General features: G+C 38.2%; 16 protein-coding genes. 5 read left to right on the top strand and 11 right to left on the bottom strand.

All coding sequences use genetic code 11. From position 1 onward, the window contains the following. Positions 1-12 precede the first annotated feature (12 nt). Positions 13-855 carry a YitT family protein gene (locus QE429_RS19835; RefSeq protein ID WP_307289498.1) on the bottom strand — a complete coding sequence of 281 codons (843 nt, stop codon included), beginning with the start codon at positions 853-855 and terminating at the stop codon, positions 13-15. A 95-nt stretch (positions 856-950) separates the two neighbouring features. Here QE429_RS19835 and QE429_RS19840 point away from each other — a divergent pair, with 95 nt between their 5' ends. Continuing rightward, on the top strand, positions 951-1808 hold the full coding sequence (locus tag QE429_RS19840) for a DegV family protein (RefSeq protein WP_307289500.1): 858 nt from the start codon (positions 951-953) through the stop codon (positions 1806-1808). Positions 1809-2073: 265 nt separating this feature from the next. On the opposite strand, the gene QE429_RS19845 is transcribed toward QE429_RS19840, so the two are convergent. Both QE429_RS19845 and QE429_RS19850 read right to left on the bottom strand, forming a co-directional pair. Then, a complete protein-coding gene (locus QE429_RS19845; RefSeq protein ID WP_081810752.1) occupies positions 2074-2205 on the bottom strand; it encodes a DUF3941 domain-containing protein in 132 nt (43 codons plus the stop codon). A gap of 71 nt (positions 2206-2276) precedes the next feature. After that, positions 2277-3140: a CvfB family protein gene (locus QE429_RS19850; protein ID WP_307290894.1), complete on the bottom strand. Its 864-nt coding sequence runs from the start codon at positions 3138-3140 to the stop codon at positions 2277-2279. Positions 3141-3312: 172 nt separating this feature from the next. Here QE429_RS19850 and QE429_RS19855 point away from each other — a divergent pair, with 172 nt between their 5' ends. Both QE429_RS19855 and QE429_RS19860 read left to right on the top strand, forming a co-directional pair. After that, entirely contained in the window at positions 3313-3804 is a 492-nt protein-coding gene (locus QE429_RS19855) for a YajQ family cyclic di-GMP-binding protein (protein WP_307289502.1), read from the top strand. Between the two features lie 153 nt (positions 3805-3957). Further along, positions 3958-4830, top strand: coding sequence for an SDR family oxidoreductase (locus tag QE429_RS19860; protein WP_307289504.1), 873 nt, complete (start codon positions 3958-3960; stop codon positions 4828-4830). A gap of 1022 nt (positions 4831-5852) precedes the next feature. Here QE429_RS19860 and istB read toward each other — a convergent pair. The 4 genes from istB to asnB form a co-directional block, all read right to left on the bottom strand. After that, positions 5853-6605, bottom strand: a complete 753-nt coding sequence (gene istB, locus QE429_RS19865; protein ID WP_307282679.1) for an IS21-like element helper ATPase IstB — start codon at positions 6603-6605, stop codon at positions 5853-5855. Further along, positions 6598-7887: an IS21 family transposase gene (istA, locus tag QE429_RS19870; RefSeq protein ID WP_307282676.1), complete on the bottom strand. Its 1290-nt coding sequence runs from the start codon at positions 7885-7887 to the stop codon at positions 6598-6600. Before istA ends, istB begins: the two co-directional genes overlap by 8 nt. Before the next feature lie 464 nt (positions 7888-8351). Then, the gene (locus QE429_RS19875; protein WP_307289506.1) at positions 8352-9749 is read right to left on the bottom strand and encodes an alpha-amylase family glycosyl hydrolase; all 1398 of its coding nucleotides are present in this window, start codon (positions 9747-9749) and stop codon (positions 8352-8354) included. A 117-nt stretch (positions 9750-9866) separates the two neighbouring features. Further along, on the bottom strand, positions 9867-11714 hold the full coding sequence (asnB, locus tag QE429_RS19880; RefSeq protein WP_307289507.1) for an asparagine synthase (glutamine-hydrolyzing): 1848 nt from the start codon (positions 11712-11714) through the stop codon (positions 9867-9869). 279 nt (positions 11715-11993) lie between these two features. On the opposite strand from asnB, the gene QE429_RS19885 reads away from it, so the two are divergent. Then, positions 11994-12557: a DUF2777 domain-containing protein gene (locus QE429_RS19885; RefSeq protein WP_307289508.1), complete on the top strand. Its 564-nt coding sequence runs from the start codon at positions 11994-11996 to the stop codon at positions 12555-12557. A gap of 135 nt (positions 12558-12692) precedes the next feature. Here QE429_RS19885 and QE429_RS19890 read toward each other — a convergent pair whose 3' ends face one another. Continuing rightward, positions 12693-13253: a ThiF family adenylyltransferase gene (locus QE429_RS19890; protein WP_307289509.1), complete on the bottom strand. Its 561-nt coding sequence runs from the start codon at positions 13251-13253 to the stop codon at positions 12693-12695. Then, on the bottom strand, positions 13237-13722 hold the full coding sequence (locus QE429_RS19895) for a ThiF family adenylyltransferase (protein WP_307289511.1): 486 nt from the start codon (positions 13720-13722) through the stop codon (positions 13237-13239). The genes QE429_RS19890 and QE429_RS19895 overlap by 17 nt, the downstream gene beginning before the upstream one ends. Before the next feature lie 207 nt (positions 13723-13929). On the opposite strand from QE429_RS19895, the gene QE429_RS19900 reads away from it, so the two are divergent. Continuing rightward, positions 13930-15762, top strand: coding sequence for an aldehyde ferredoxin oxidoreductase family protein (locus QE429_RS19900; protein ID WP_307289512.1), 1833 nt, complete (start codon positions 13930-13932; stop codon positions 15760-15762). A gap of 43 nt (positions 15763-15805) precedes the next feature. On the opposite strand, the gene QE429_RS19905 is transcribed toward QE429_RS19900, so the two are convergent. Beyond that, positions 15806-16078, bottom strand: a complete 273-nt coding sequence (locus QE429_RS19905) for a MoaD-like domain-containing protein (protein WP_307289513.1) — start codon at positions 16076-16078, stop codon at positions 15806-15808. Position 16079: 1 nt separating this feature from the next. After that, on the bottom strand, positions 16080-16352 hold the full coding sequence (locus QE429_RS19910) for a ubiquitin-like small modifier protein 1 (protein WP_307289515.1): 273 nt from the start codon (positions 16350-16352) through the stop codon (positions 16080-16082). Positions 16353-16408 lie beyond the last annotated feature (56 nt).

Below are 16408 nucleotides of genomic sequence, written 5' to 3' on the forward strand. Positions count from 1 at the left end.
CTCCTTTTTCCTTTATTCTCTCCGAAAAAAACCGTATACTCCTGCAGTCTGGATAATATTGGTGAATGCATTAGGATCTACTTCCTTTATTATTCGTTCCAAATCGTAAAGCTCATAACGGGTAATGACAATCATGAGCATGTCCCTTGTTTCATTCGAAAATGCACCTTTAGCTGGAATCATCGTAATCCCTCTGACCAATGATCCGTGGATTGCCTGCTTCAGTTCCTCAGCCTTTTTGGTAATAATCATCGCGGTGAGTTTCGCATGCCTTGTATGAATAGCATCTATTACTCTTGTTGACGTATATAAAGTTACCAGCGTGTAGAGTGCTTTTTCCCAACCAAAAAGGAAACCTGCTGTAATAATGATTACACCATTTAACACAAACATATAAGGCCCTACCGGTTTATCTTTCATTCTCGATAAAACCATGGCAATGATATCCACACCACCTGTCGAAGCTCCCCATTTTAATGTTATCCCGACACCAATAGCTAAAATTACTCCACCAAATACGGCATTCAGTAGTATATCTTGAGAAACCTGTTTGATTGGGACGATGGTTAAAAAAAAGGAGGACATTAATACACTTAAGAAACTGTACACGGTAAAGGACTTGCCTACTTTCTTCCAGCCAAGAATAGCAACTGGAATATTTAATAAAAGCAATAAAAACCCCATTGAGACATGAATTGGTGTATAATCACTAAGCACCTTAGAAAGTAATTGGGCTATACCTGTAAAACCGCTTGAATATACATTGGCCGGTATTAGAAATAAATTCATCGCCAGTGCATTTAATAAGGCACCCGCCACAACAATAGTAATCTTTTTTGTTTCTTGCCAAAGCAATGATGATTCCCCCTTTAATTAAATTACATAATTGTAATTTCTATGCTAAACCGATAAACTGAAACTAAAATAACGCTTGAAAGCAGGTGAGCTTTATGCAGGTAAAAATACTAGCAGATAGCGCGTGCGATTTACCTAAAAGTTTTTATGAGGAAAACAATGTCACACTTCTCCCCTTAAAAGTCCATCTCAATGGAGAAGAATATGAAGATGTTAAAAATATCGATCCAAAAGCGGTCTATGACGCCATTAGAAATGGTTCAACACCTAAAACTTCACAAACCTCTCCTCTTTTGTTCGAAGAGGTCTTCACACAAATGGCAGAGAGAAATGAAGATGGAATTTACATAGCCTTCTCTTCTGAATTATCAGGAACTTATTCAACCGCTGTTATGATTCTTGACCAAGTGAAGGAAAAATATCCAAACTTTAATTTAACGATTGTCGATACCAAATGTGCCTCCCTTGGAATTGGGCTAATTGTTCAAGAAGCAGCAAAGCTTGCTCATAATAATGCTAGCAAAGAGGAAATCTTAAAGGATGTTCTCTTCAGAAGTGAGCATATGGAGCATCTGTTCACGGTTGAGGATTTAGATTATTTGGCAAGAGGCGGCCGTGTCTCCAAAGCTTCTGCCTTCCTGGGTGGACTGCTAAATATTAAGCCCATTCTCAATGTTGAAGATGGAAAACTAGTTCCAATTGAAAAAATAAGAGGGAAAAAGAAGGTACTTCGTCGAATCATTGAAATTATAAATGAGCGCGGAGCCCATCTGAGTGACCAAATCATAGGTATTAGCCATGCAGATAATGAGGAAACCGCACAAGAGATGAAAGCAATGATCGTAGAGGAGTTTCATCCTAAAGACGTGTATATCTCAAGCATTGGGTCAGCCATTGGGGCTCATACCGGTGCAGGAACTATTTCCATCTTCTTCTTAAATCAACTTCCATAAGAAAAGCGCAAGCGCCTTGGTCAGCCCCGACAGGCAAATGTACTTCGGCAAGAAAAGTCGCTCTTTGACTTTACTTGCACATTTGACCCGAGCTCTAACAATCATCGCTTTATCAAGCCATGATTGTTACAAGATACTCAAGGTAGCTTATTCAGGATGAAAACTGGCTAGGAGCTGGAGCTGGACAATTCTCAAGGATTTTTTTAAATTCTTATATTCAAAAACAAAAAAACAGAGCGGGGATTCCCGCTCTGTTTTTTTGTTCTTATTTATGATCTGTTTTTTTAGAATATTGATTTTTACCTGCTTGGCGATTTTTTTCGCGCATCATATTTTTTTCATGTCTTAATGCATTATTATCTTGTGCTTTTTTATCATTATCAGAAGTGTGCGGCATATTGTTACCCCTTTCGTCATTCCTTTTCAATCATTATTGTCTGTCATAACGAAAAAGAGTATGTAAATTTGTTAATCTTTTTTTACATAGGTCCAGCTTCCCTCTTGATAGGCCTTTCCTTCCTTCATTAGCTTTCCAAGTGCCCGCTTAAACGCACCCTTGCTTAGATTGAAGCGTTCTTGAATATCCTCAGGCATACTTTTATCAGAATAAGGCATCGCCCCATTTCTACTGAGTAGATATTCATAAATACGCTCTGAGTCGATATCTTGAGATTCTGCTTTTCTTGCCAGCAGGGAAACATTTACCGTGCCATCTTCCTTCACATCGATGATCCGGCCCTCTACTTTTTCTCCTAACCGAGGCTCTTGTCCTCTCTGCGATTCATGAATGAAGCCTTTAAAGCCTTCAATTGTATAAATCCAACTACCTACCTTAGCTGTTCTATAAATATGTCCTTGAACGTTTTTATTAAAATGTTGTCTAGTAGCTTTTACTGAAATGGATTCAATAATGGGGTCAGTCGCAAGTTTGGCATATAAAAGATTATTGCTGCTAAGTTTTAATGTAATATAAACTAAATCTCCGATTTTAGGCCAAACAGACTTGTGTACTGGCAAATCATCGATCCCTAATAAAATGTCCTTAGGAAGTCCAATATTTAGAAAAACACCAATTCTAGGGTTTGTATCTGTTACCTTAACCCAACCATAACGGCCGACTGCTATTTCTGGAATGTTAGTTGAAGCGGAGACACGTCCTTCTGAATCAACAAATAAAAAGACTTCCACTTCATCGCCTTCCTCTAATTCTTGTTTTGCTTGATTAAAGTGCAACAACACATCATCATTGCCATCTGTTAAAAAATAGCCAAATGCTGCTTTTCTTGCTACAGTTAGTGTGGCTGTTTGCCCGATTAATTCATTTATTGACATCATAACGTTCCTTTCCTTTGAAGCGTTTTATAACTCATCTACTATTTTGGATAATATAGCCGTTTTTAATAAAGTTGTTTGAACTGATTTATTTTACTATAATGTACCCATAAAGGGAAACTTTAGCAGGTATTGTTTCTAAAAACCAATTATTAACTCGGAGGTTTGTATTATGTCTAAAGATAGTTCATTTGATATTGTATCTAAAGTTGATTTTTCCGAAGTCACCAATGCTATTACGCAAACAATGAAGGAAATTAGTACACGCTATGACTTCAAAGGGAGTAAAAGTGAAGTTTCTTTAGATAAAGAAGAGCTTGTTCTCATTTCTGATGACGAATATAAGTTGGACCAATTAAAGGATGTTTTACTAGGAAAGATGATTAAAAGGGGAATTCCTATTAGAAACCTTGATTATGGAAAAATTGAAAAAGCATCAGGTGGGACTGTTCGTCAAAGAGCGAAGCTTATTCAAGGGATTGATAAGGAGAATGCGAAAAAAATCAATACCATTATTAAAAACAGTGGGGTAAAAGTAAAAAGTCAGGTTCAAGATGACCAAGTAAGAGTAAGTGGCAAAAATCGGGATGATTTACAAAAAATTATATCCTTGGTACGGGACGCGGACTTAACGGTAGATGTACAATTTATTAACTATAGATAAAAGTTCAATAATCGTGACAGGTTTTATTTATCACTGAATCGTGTATACAAGACGAAAAGGATTCTAGTCCTTCTCGTCTTTTTTTATTTTTGTTTCATAAATTCGCTGTTTGATCAAAAAATAACATGATAATAATCTTAGGAGGTTTGATAAATGAGTAATAATCAAAATAACCAAAAGCAGACATTTCCCCCACAGCATCAGAACCATCAGCCCGGTATAGAAAGTGAGATGAATCCTCGTCCTATTTTCGTCGATCCGAATTATAAAGCAGGAGGTAAATTATCTGGAAAAACAGCGATTATCACTGGAGGTGACAGTGGCATTGGAAGAGCCGTGGCTATTTATTTTGCTAAGGAAGGGGCAGATGTTTCCATAGCGTATTTAAATGAACAGCAGGATGCAGAAGAAACAAAGCAATTAATTGAGTCAGAAGGCCGTCAGTGTCTCCTTTTCTCAGGTGATGTGGGGGAAGAAGACCATTGTAAAGAGATTGTCAAACAAACCATTGATCATTTTGGAAAGCTGGATATCCTTGTGAATAATGCAGCCGAGCAGCACCCGCAACAAAGTTTATTAAATATCACAGCAGCTCAGCTTGAAAAAACATTTCGAACCAATATTTTTTCCTATTTTCATATGACAAAAATGGCCCTTCCATTTTTAAAAAAAGGAGCTTCCATTATTAATACTGCATCTATTACCGCTTATGAAGGGAACGAACAGCTATTAGATTATTCAGCTACAAAAGGAGCTATCGTTTCATTTACTCGTTCTTTAGCCAAGTCTCTTGCAACCCAGGGAATCCGTGTAAACGGGGTTGCTCCTGGACCGATATGGACCCCACTCATTCCATCTACCTTTTCAGCTGATCAAGTGGCTACCTTTGGTTCCAATACCCCGATGGAAAGAGCGGGGCAGCCCTATGAGCTGGCACCAAGTTATGTATTCCTAGCTTCTGACGACTCTTCGTTTGTTAGCGGTCAAATGATTCATGTCAACGGTGGAAAAGTTGTGAATGGATAAAAACAACCGCATTGGGGTAACCTAATGGATTTACTTAAGAGGTGCCTGACCGCTTTTCGGCAGCGTAAATGACAGTCTATTTTACTAAGAAATCAACATTAAGGAGAGTCACTGAATAAATTGTATATGCGCTCTTTTGCTCTAAACGACCGAAGTCCTGATTTTTTTTTACGCTTCGGTCGTTATGAACCCTTCTAATCGACCGAAGTCCTGATTTTTTTACCCCTTCGGTCGTTATGAACCCTTCTAAACGACCGGAGCCCTGATTTTTTTACCCCTTCGGTCGTTATGAACCCTTCTAATCGACCGAAGACCTGATTTTTTTACCCCTTCGGTCGTTATGAACTCTTCTAAACGACCGGAGCCCTGATTTTTTTACCCCTTCGGTCGTTATGAACCCTTTAAAACGACCGAAGTCCTGATTTTTTTACCCCTTCGGTCGTTATGAACCCTTCTAAACGACCGAAGTCCTGATTTTTTTACCCCTTCGGTCGTTATGAACCCTTCTAATCGACCGAAGTCCTGATTTTTTTACCCCTTCGGTCGTTATGAACCCTTCTAATCGACCAAAGACCTGATTTTTTTACCCCTTCGTTCGTTATGAACCCTTTTAAACGACCGAAGTCCTGATTTTCTTACCGCTTCGGTCGTTATGAACCCTTCTAATCGACCGAAGTCCTGATTTTTTTACCCCTTCGGTCGTTATGAACCCTTTTAAACGACCCAAGCCCTGATTTTTTTACCCCTTCGGTCATTATGAACCCTTCTAATCGACCGGAGCCCTGATTTTTTTACCCCTTCGGTCGTTATGAACCCTTCTAATCGACCGAAGTCCTGATTTTTTTACCCCTTCGGTCGTTATGAACCCCTTTAAACGACCGAAGCCCTGATTTTTTTAACGCTTCGGTCGTTATGAACCCTTCTAACCGACCGAAGACCTGATTTTTTTACCCCTTCGGTCGTTATGATGTAAATGTCAAGCTAAGTATGTACATTTTTGATTGTTTAAGAATGTACAAAAATTACTCGTTTTCCTTTTCCAAATGATTTTTAATACGATACGAATCACCAATTATGTTCACAACTGTTGCGTGGTGTAATACACGATCCAATATGGCATTTGCTATTTTTGTATCCTGGAAGACCTCATCCCACTGCTTAAAGCTTACATTTGTGGTTAATATGGTGCTTTTTTTCTCATATCTTAAATCAATTAGCTGGAAGAACAATTTGGCATCCTCACGATCAATTGGTAGATATCCAATTTCATCAATAATTAATAACTTATACTTTCCATAATGCTTTAATCGACTTTCTAAGCGATTTTCTAATTTTGCTCTTTTTAATTGCAGGATTAATTCATTACATTTTATAAAATAGGTACTGGTTCGTTTCTTGGCTGCTGCTATCCCTATGGCTGTTGCTAAATGTGTCTTTCCGACTCCACTAGGTCCCAAGAATACGATATTCTCTTTCTCTTCGAGAAATCGTAATGTTGTAAAATCAAGTATTTGCTGCTTGTTTACTGATGGTTGGAAATTAAAATCAAAATCCTTTATCTCTTTACGGTGGGGGAAGGCCCCCACCTTGACCATTGAATTAACCATGGTTTTTTCACGCATATCGATTTCATAATTTGTTAGTTTTAAGAGTGTGTCTACAAAAGATAATTGATTACTCATACCAAAATCAATCGTTTCACCAAGATGACCAATCATCTGTTTTAATTTTAAATACTCAAGGTTTTGCATTAATTGTTGATAACTACTATTCATTTTTATACACCTCATCAATCGCTCGTAAGTTATTTTTAGCCAGCTCATCAATATCCGGAAAGTGCGGAAGCCCTCTTGAGAGTGCCTCAACGTAGTGTTCTTTTTTATAGTTGAGTTTGATTTCACTGACCTCGTGTTTCGCGATTAACTCCGTGTTATAATAAATATGGATTTGATTATCATATACTTGTAAACCAACGGTTTTCCCTTTGTATTCAGCTGGAACTGAATACTGGTTTGATTTATAAGTAATCATGCAAGCGGAATTGACCTGTACAAGTTTATGGTGGATCTTATAAGAATCTCTTATTTGCTTTCTTGGTAGGGGCAATAAGAGATTTTTTTCTTGTTCAATGGCCAAAATAGGTATTTTCCCTGTACCCTGATGGTAACTGTGGTTAATCCGTTCACAAAGGCTCTGCACAAACGCATGAAGCTCCTCATAATCAAATTTTCCCTGATAGGCATGAATCTCGTCTATCAATTTCATAGGACTTTCAACTTTCCCCTTCGTCCTTGGTCGTCCTGCAATACAAGGCCTTACTTTAAACCCAAAATCCTTTTCAAATTGACCAAAGCGTTCATTCACTACTCCCTTTGAATACTCGGTTCGTGGTTCATCCATTACTGTTTTCATATTATCCGTCACAAGGTTTTTAGGCACTCCCCCAATGGCTTCAAAGCTTTCTGTCAGAAAGGACATCAATACGCTTTGTGACTTTGATATTGTTAAATGAAAGGTTCTAAAACGGGAATGGGACAAAAGAAAAACAGCCACATTTACATAAAGAATTTCTCCATCTTTCGTTATATACCGGATATTCTCCTTCCAATCTATTTGAGCTTGTTCACCCGGAAGGGTTTCATAACGAATTACGGAGTGAACAGTTTCTGTACGTTTCCCCTCACTAAAGTATGCTTGAAACTCTGGTTTACGAGCTATATAAGCTCGAAATGTTGACTGGGAACATTCCAGTCCATGATTATCTTTTAAATACTGCCATAGAACACGTTTATAAAAAAATCTCTGCTTAGACTCTCGGGAAAGCAGTAGCTTTATTACTCCGTAATAATCATCTATCTTAGATTCTCTATCTCGTTTCTTTTGAGGCACATATCCATTAATATATTTATCAACTGTCCTCCGATCTACATTTAATTCTCTAGCTAATTTACTCTTGTTAATTTTCATATTTAAATTCTCCATAAGAAGTTTAAGTTTTGGTAAGTCTGTAAGACTGTTGATTTCAAAATTTGTTGTAATATCTAGTTGAACATACATACTCTCCACCTCGATAAGAGTATGCCATGTACTACCCAAAACTGTACATTCTTATACAATCATTTCTGTACATATTAAAATTAGCATTTATAGTTATGAACCCTTTTAAACGACCCAAGCCCTGATTTTTTTACCCCTTCGGTCGTTATGAACCCTTCTAAACGACCGAAGCCCTGATTTTTTTACCCCTTCGGTCGTTAATAACCCTTTTAAACGACCGAAGCCCTGATTTTCTTAACGCTTCGGTCGTTATGAACTCGTCTCAACGACCGAAGCTCTAATTTTCCTTCCCCTTCTCTCATTAACCTCTAATTCGCACTTATTTTGGCATTCTAAATGACATATAAATTGACATTAAACCTATATAACAAAAAAATGGCATGCGTCAATTTACATGCCATTTCATCTGTCAATTTGTCTTCGACCACCCCACCGTGAACCCTTTAGGGGTAACCCCAATGCGTTTATTCAGTCTTTTTACTTTTTCTTCTTTTTATTATGATGAAAAGAAAGATAGAAACCAAAATATATACAATAACCATGGATGAGATAAGCGGAATATTAGCTCCACTCTTTTCAGTTAAGACATAGATTTCAGAGTTATCACGATCGAGTATTAGAATATATTGGTTGTCATGGCTACGAACAATATCCCCTGCAAGTAACCCACGAAGTTCTTTTCCGCCCTCTAGTTGCTCTTTCGTTAAAATTACCTTTTGTGATTTACTCGTATTATTAATAGCGACGATGGATGTTTCGCCTTTATAGGTACGTTTATAAACAACCATTCCCTTTTTCTCATACAGCATTTCCATGCTTCCTCTTGTTAAGGATGGCAGCTGATTTCTTAATTCACCTATTTTTGTAATATAGTCAATCAGTTCCTTATCCGCTCGAAAATTCATTTGCCTTCTGTTATCAGGAATATCTCCGCCAATTAAGGCTATCTCTGTCCCATAATAAACGAAGGGAATCCCTGGAGTAGTGTACATATAAGTTAATGCTGTTTTCCAGCGTGAACCAGGAAACTGTCTCTTTTCAACAATGTCAGTAGTGAATCTAGTGGTATACTCGTTATCCATTAATGATGCTTTTAAAAATGAATCTTCTCCTTTTTCATAATCTATAGATAGAGGTCCGAATGATTCATCTGTAGTGGCAAAGATTTTTCTTACACTTGCAAGATTAGAATAATCTAATAGACTGTCAATTCCCGCTTGTTTATATTGCTTTATATCTGATGAAGTACCTTTTGAAAAAATCCCAAGTAAGAACAAGTTCCTATTTGTATTTTTCATTTCTTTTGAAAAATTCTTCCAGAAACTTAACTTTGTCTTATCCACATCAGGTAGACTATAGCCATCAATATCCGTTTTCTTAACCCACCATTTTGCTGCATCAATTAAGTTTCCTTCATCCATTTGGTTTACAGAAGCTTTATTACTTGTAACAAAATCAATTAATACTTTCATTTTCCGGTCATGCGCTTCTTTAACAAGCTCCTGAAACTTCTTTATGCTGCCAAAATGCTCATCTGTTTTATAATAATCTTTTACCGAGAAGCCATCGTATCCTTGAGCAGTATTATCAAAAATGGGAGTTAAGCGTATTGCTGTGAATCCCATATCGTGTATGTAGTCAAGCCGATCAATAATTCCTTGAAAATCACCGCCATGATAGGCTAAAGGATCTTTAGCATTTACATCCACATCATTTGCAATATCCCCATTATTGAAGCGATCAATCATAATGGAATAAACCGTTTCATCCTGCCATAGGCGATTTTCCTTTTTTACCGCTGCCTCTGCAGGAACCGAAGAAAGTAACAAGAACGCCATTAAAATAAGTATCGTTTTTTTCATATACTATTACCTATCCTCCCTATAAAAAGGGAAGAGGATTTCCCCTTCCCTACAATCATTTTAATCTAATATAGGGTTAATTCCAAATGGAATAAGCACCTAACTACGTTTTTTCTATTAATTTACTATATTGATATTGTAATCCTTAAACCATGTATGAAGTTGCACTAGATAGGCTAATAATTGTGGTCCTGTCATCAACTGACCAAACCAAGGCTCTTGAAAGGATTTACCGCCGGAGCTAACAATCCCTTCTAGCTGGTCTTTTTGGAAGAATTCATGTAGAACAGAAGATTTATCTTGAAGAATTTGTTCCATCCATTTTTGAATGGCCATCGTATATTCCGGATTATGTGTCTTTGGATATGGGCTTTTCTTTCGGTAAAGCACCTCCTCAGGAAGAATTCCTTCAAATGCTTTCCGAAGGATGCCTTTTTCTCTGCCACGATACATCTTTATTTCCCAAGGGATATTCCAAACATATTCAACAAGGCGATGATCGGCAAAAGGAACACGGACCTCCAGACTAGCACCCATACTCATCCGATCTTTTCGATCAAGTAGTGTTGTCATAAACCATGTCATATTAATATAAAATAATTCTCTTCTTTTAGCCTCTTCTAAGCTTTCCCCTTCTAGTTTAGGTGTTTCAGCAATTGCCTGTTTATATTTCTCCAAGCAATATTCATCTAATCTTAACCTTTTCTGCCATTTAGGCTGTAACAACGCTTGCCGTTCATGAACAGAACGCATCCAAGGGAATCCTTCCCTCTCCAAATCCTGCTTCCGATGGAACCATGGGTAACCGCCAAAGATCTCGTCTGCACATTCTCCTGATAAACTAACGACAAAATCTTTCTTAATTTCCTTACAAAACCAAAGCAACGAGGAGTCTACATCCGCCATACCAGGAAGGTCTTTCACATGGGTTGCTTCCAATAAATCGTTAACTAATTGTGCTTGTGAAATAGTCTTATTAGTATGTGTGGTACCAAAATGATCAGTCATCATTTGGATGAATTTCCCATCTGCTTCTGGCTGGAATTCATTCGAAGAGAAATGATGATCATTGCCCTCATAATCAATTGAATAAGTATGAAGCTTCCCTTTCCCTTGCTCTTCAAACCCCTTTGCAGCGATGGCTGTAATAATACTTGAATCCAGACCACCTGATAAAAAAGTACAAAGCGGCACATCTGACACTAGCTGTCTTGTTACTGCATCTGTTACCAAATAGCGGACTCTCTCAGCCGTTTCATCAGCGTTTTCCTTATGTTCCTCACTCTTTACATTCCAATACCGCCACATTTTCAATCCATTCTTTGAAAAAGTAAGAGCATGGGCAGGTCTCAATTCTTTGATACCTTTAAAAATTCCTGATCCGGGTGATTTAGACGGCCCCGCACCAAGAACCTCGGCAAGCCCCTCATAGGTAATTTCTGATTTTACCTCAGGATGTGCAAGTAGTGCCTTAATTTCTGATGCAAAGATAATTCCTTGTTTATGTTCTTTATAGAATAAGGGCTTTACCCCTAAACGGTCTCGTCCAATAAAGAGTAATTCTCTTTTGGAATCCCAAACGGCAAAGGCGTATATCCCATTTAAATAATTTACGCACTCTTCCGCCCATTCTATATAGGCTGTTAACAGTACTTCTGTATCAGAATGCCCCTTAAACGAATATCCTTTAGTAAGGAGTATTTTGCGGATATCCTCAGTATTGTATAATTCCCCATTGTAGCAAATGGTGTAATTATTACCGTCTTTTTGTTTGGTCATTGGTTGTCTTCCCCCTTCAGGGTCGACCACGACCAATCGTTTATGCCCAAATCCGACATGCGTATCGTACCAGATATTCGTTTCATCAGGTCCTCTTTTTTCTAATGTATGAACCATTTTCTTAAGGGTTTCAGTTTCTTTTTTAATTGCTTTATTAAAATCAATCCAACCCGAGATTCCGCACATTTCTTTCACTTCCCTGCTTTCGAATTGTGAACCTTGATTACATGCTTCATTGTATTCAGCCCATGTTCATTGGTTAATTGTCCTATAAAATCGAAAGCACGCTTCGTAAAAACTCACTCATTTTGGGAATAGGAGAGGATTACTCCCTGGGCTTATTCATGTGAGATTAATTAACAAAGTAAAAAAATTTTAATTTTTTCCTTTTTACTATAAACGGTTATAAAAAGACTCAAAGATGTCTACAAAGTAGAATGAACGTAAATGGCATGGAGGTTAATGATGAATCGACAACAACGACTCAAACTATATGATATTCAACATAGGGCCTTTAACGAAGGAACAGTAGAGCAAATCAATAATCAATGGATATTTTTCGATGAGGAAACAGATGAAGCAACTATGTTAGATGATTTTATTCATCAAGAAGTCGAAATCTTCCGCCTTAATCGCTGGAGGAAAGGTATTTTAAATGAACCTGGTAAGATCCAATGTGGAAAGGAAATTATTTTGTTCCGTGACCACGATTTAATAAGAATAAGAAAGCATTTAGTATATTCTCTTGAGCGACTTTTAGATGGGGTAAATGATGATGCCTTTTTTCAGTTTATCACCACGCTAAACTCATTGAATTTTTCCATTTACGATTGCATCTATTGTTATAACCATTTATCCTTCTTATCTGACGAACATCGAAAAGATGGGGTTAACTTTATGGTATTTGACAATCAAGAACAGATTTGTAATGTACAGCATCATTTTTGTTACTACGAAAAAGTAAATGACCGGTTCGAGTTCACAATCAACACCGGCAAACGATTAATTATTGAAAAAATTATTTCATAAAGAAAAGCGAAAGCGCCTTGGTCAGACCCGAGGGGCTAGGCGCTGGAGCTGGATAATTCTCGAATTCGAATTTTATACTTTCTAATATGTAAAAAAGGCATGGAGAATTCCAGGCCTTTTCTTTTTTTTCATTAGTTAGCTGCCAATATATTTTGCGTACAACTGTTTTGCTCGTATGATATCATTTGTCCCATGGATAAGAACACGACCATCTTTAAAAATAGCCATAGTTATCTCTTCCCCCGGTGAATAGCGCAGTAAAAAACTATTACCTGCCACTTTCCCGGTACTCTTAAGATGATCTGCTACCTTTTTCAAATCCAGTTCGTGCTTATCCCTTGGATTAATTTGAACAGTCTCACGACCACAGAGTGTCGTGTATGCCAGCTGATGCTCAGAAGATCGATCAAGAAAATCAAATTGTCCTTTTACACAACAAGGGCAAGAAGGATTCCTTCCATTGGATATATCCATTTGCATGGAAGAAAGATCCCAAATGTCGATTTGTTCTAAATTTGGAGTGGTTTTTGCCCCCACTAATAGTTTGATTGTTTCCATGGCCTGAAAGGAACCTATGATATCTGTTAAAGGTGATAACACTCCTACCGTATCACAAGTTTCACCTGTTGTGGTAGGAACATGTGGGAAAAGACAACGATAACAAGGGGTTTCTCCCGGTTTAATGACCGCAAACATCCCCCTCGAACTTACAGCCCCCCCATGAACCCCAAGGAATAGAGTATTTCACAGCTACATCATTGATTAAGAAGCGAGTCCTAAAATTATCTGTACCATCTACAATAACATCAAAGCTATTTAACAACTCCTCTGCATTATCCAAATTTAAATCGGTAATAACCGCGTCGACTGAGACACTTGAATTAACCATATTTAATCTTCTTTTAGCTGCGGCTGCCTTCGGAAAATGTTGTCTAGCATCCTCTTCATCAAATAGAGTCTGTCTCTGTAAATTAGATAATTCAACAACATCCCGATCTATGAGCCTTATGTACCCCACACCTGAGCGGACGAGATGATTGGCAATGACACTCCCTAGTGCACCTACTCCAACAACAGCCACACGGCTTTTTAACAGCTTCATTTGCCCTTCTTCCCCAATTGCTTTAAAAAGAATTTGTCTGGAATAACGATCTAAACTACTCATTCTATACCCCTTTTCTAGATACCTTGTCCCTATTGATACGGTCATTTTTATACTATTATCTTATCAAATTATTTTCACTGCCTCTTAAAAATTTTTAATTTTAAAAAAATTCATTAAGCGTTATAATAAAATTGGATATATATCTAAATTTTGGATTTATAAGAGATTAATAATTAATTCAATTAAATTGAAAGAGGGGGAAAAGCTTTGAATTTAGGTGGTTTTAAGAACAAAGAAGTGTTAGTTGACTTAACAAGTGGAACTGTTGATTACAGACCTATCAACGAAGAGGATGCGATTAAGTACATAGGGGGCCGTGGCCTTGGTGTAAAATATGTACTTGATAACGGACCAGAAGTGGAACCGCTTTCAGAAGAAAACATCTTATGTTTTATGACAGGCCCTGTGACTGGTTCACGCTCTTCCATGAGCGGACGCCTTTGTGTCGTTACTAAATCTCCGCTTACAGGAACGGTAACTGATTCTCACATTGGCGGTTGGACTGCTGCACGTCTTAAATGGGCAGGTGTTGATAATATCATCTTCTCTGGAAAAAGTGATAAGCCTGTTTATCTTTACATCGAAGAAGGAAAAGCCGAGCTTCGCGATGCATCAAACCTTTGGGGAACAAGTACTAGAGAATTTATTAAAGCAATGAAGGATCAGTTTGGTGAAACAGACCTTAGTGTGATGGCCATTGGTCAAGCCGGGGAAAACACCGTTCGCTTTGCATCATTTATTAATGAACACGACCGTGCAGCAGGACGCGGTGGAACAGCTGCAGTTGCTGGTTATAAAAAATTGAAGGCTATTGTTATCAAAGCTGCACAAAAAGGAAATATGCCTCAACCTAAATTAGACAGTGAGTACAAAGAAGCGAACAAAAAAGCTGTAAAAGCAATCTTAGATGGTGGTTTAACTGCACCTAATAAGGGTGGACTATCTGTTTATGGAACTAACGTTTTAACAAACCTTATTAATGAGGTAGGAGCACTTCCTACGAAGAACTCTCAATTAACACACTGGGATGAAGCAGAAAAGCACAGTGGTGAATACGTTAACACACATTTACGTGTAGCCAACAATACCTGCCATGCCTGCCCAGTTGGTTGTAAAATTGAGGTTGAAGTGAAAGATGGTAAGTATAAGACACGTGTAGAAAGCGTTGAATTTGAGTCTGCATGGTCACTTGGCTCTAACTGTCTATTAAGTGATGCAGAAGCGATTTCATATTTAATCGATCGTTGTAATGAATACGGTCTTGATACGATTGAACTTGGCCATTGCTTCTCTGTTACAATGGAAGCTTACGAGAAAGGTATCATTTCCGAAGAGTTAGTCTGGGGAGATGCCGATTCTATGATTGATTTAACGAAGAAAATTGCTTACCGTGAAGGCTTTGGCGGTATCCTAGCCGAAGGTCCTGCCCGTGCTACTGCAGCATGGGAAGTACCTGAGCTTTCGATGTCTGTTAAAGGCCAATCTATTCCAGCATATGACCCACGTGGGATCCAAGGAATTGGCTTAGGCTATGCAACTAGTAACCGCGGTGCATGTCACCTGCGCGGTTATACCGTAGCCAGCGAAATTGCCGGTATTCCGGAGCCAACCGACCGTCTAAAACCAGAAGGAAAAGGTGAACTACTTAAGATTTTCCAAGATATGCTTGCATTCTCTGATTCTATGAACATCTGTAAATTCTCTTCTTTCTCTGAAAATGCAGAGCATTATGCCGAGCAATATAGTGCTATGACTGGCATCTCAATGACAGCAGAAGATGTCATGAAGGCAGGAGAAAGAATTTATAATCTTGAACGCTATTATAATAACTTAGCAGGATTCAATAAGGCGGAAGATGACTTCCTGCCAAAACGCTTTACTGAAGAACCAGCAACCGGCAATAGTGCCGGACATGTAAGCCGTATGGATATCATGCTTGAAGAATATTACCAAGTCCGTGGTTGGAAAGATGGCATTGCAACAGAAGAAAAACTTCGTGAACTAGGGATAATTGGGCCTGAACTCACACAGACAATCTAACACCAAAAGAGGAAGAATCCAAAATGGGATTCTTCCTCTTTTTCTAACCACCAATTCTAGTAGTCTTATAGCGGTAATTTTTAATGAGTTCTTCTAGCTCTCTTTCGCTTGGGGCAGAAAAACGAATGTAGACTGAATTCACTTTAAAGACCTGGGTAAAAGCAATTTCTTTTTCAGCTACTATTTCCCCTCCCCACCCCTCAGCAAGATAAATATATGGAAAGGTGTCAGTTACTAACATTGCACCAAGTTCTTCAAAATACATCCCAAGATGTTTGCGGTTAATTCCACGAAACTCTAAATCTTTTGTTACCATATCATCCACCTGCAACAGGGGGAAAGAGTGCAAATTGATCCTTTTCATCCACTTTTGTCTCCAGATCGGCAAGATGGATGATATTTTGTCCATTTACATACACATGAACAAATGGTAATAAGGTTTTTTCAGGTGTAAATATCTCGGCTTGTATATCTGGGAACATCTCAACCATTTTATCAAGAACATCAATGACCCGGTCACCGTCAGGCAGCACTTCAACAGTTACCCCACCACATATTTGCCGGAGATTAGCAAAAACCTTTACAATCATACATCTCTCTCCTCTCTCTATTAAAGGGGGGACAGTCCCCCACTGCGCTAAAGCGC

It is taken from the genome of Bacillus sp. SORGH_AS_0510 (genome assembly GCF_030818775.1).
GTDB lineage: Bacteria > Bacillota > Bacilli > Bacillales > Cytobacillaceae > Neobacillus.

What these genes read in the sequence shown, in the direction of transcription:
- QE429_RS19850 (WP_307290894.1), bottom strand. Translation starts at nt 3,140, where the DNA reads ATGTCAATAAATGAATTAATCGGGCAAACAGCCACACTAACTGTAGCA.
- asnB (WP_307289507.1), bottom strand. Translation starts at nt 11,714, where the DNA reads ATGTGCGGAATCTCGGGTTGGATTGATTTTAATAAAGCAATTAAAAAA.
- QE429_RS19905 (WP_307289513.1), bottom strand. Translation starts at nt 16,078, where the DNA reads ATGGTAACAAAAGATTTAGAGTTTCGTGGAATTAACCGCAAACATCTT.
- QE429_RS19845 (WP_081810752.1), bottom strand. Translation starts at nt 2,205, where the DNA reads ATGCCGCACACTTCTGATAATGATAAAAAAGCACAAGATAATAATGCA.
- QE429_RS19910 (WP_307289515.1), bottom strand. Translation starts at nt 16,352, where the DNA reads ATGATTGTAAAGGTTTTTGCTAATCTCCGGCAAATATGTGGTGGGGTA.
- QE429_RS19855 (WP_307289502.1), top strand. Translation starts at nt 3,313, where the DNA reads ATGTCTAAAGATAGTTCATTTGATATTGTATCTAAAGTTGATTTTTCC.
- QE429_RS19885 (WP_307289508.1), top strand. Translation starts at nt 11,994, where the DNA reads ATGAATCGACAACAACGACTCAAACTATATGATATTCAACATAGGGCC.
- istA (WP_307282676.1), bottom strand. Translation starts at nt 7,887, where the DNA reads ATGTATGTTCAACTAGATATTACAACAAATTTTGAAATCAACAGTCTT.
- QE429_RS19895 (WP_307289511.1), bottom strand. Translation starts at nt 13,722, where the DNA reads ATGAGTAGTTTAGATCGTTATTCCAGACAAATTCTTTTTAAAGCAATT.
- QE429_RS19860 (WP_307289504.1), top strand. Translation starts at nt 3,958, where the DNA reads ATGAGTAATAATCAAAATAACCAAAAGCAGACATTTCCCCCACAGCAT.
- QE429_RS19875 (WP_307289506.1), bottom strand. Translation starts at nt 9,749, where the DNA reads ATGAAAAAAACGATACTTATTTTAATGGCGTTCTTGTTACTTTCTTCG.
- istB (WP_307282679.1), bottom strand. Translation starts at nt 6,605, where the DNA reads ATGAATAGTAGTTATCAACAATTAATGCAAAACCTTGAGTATTTAAAA.
- QE429_RS19890 (WP_307289509.1), bottom strand. Translation starts at nt 13,253, where the DNA reads ATGTTTGCGGTCATTAAACCGGGAGAAACCCCTTGTTATCGTTGTCTT.
- QE429_RS19840 (WP_307289500.1), top strand. Translation starts at nt 951, where the DNA reads ATGCAGGTAAAAATACTAGCAGATAGCGCGTGCGATTTACCTAAAAGT.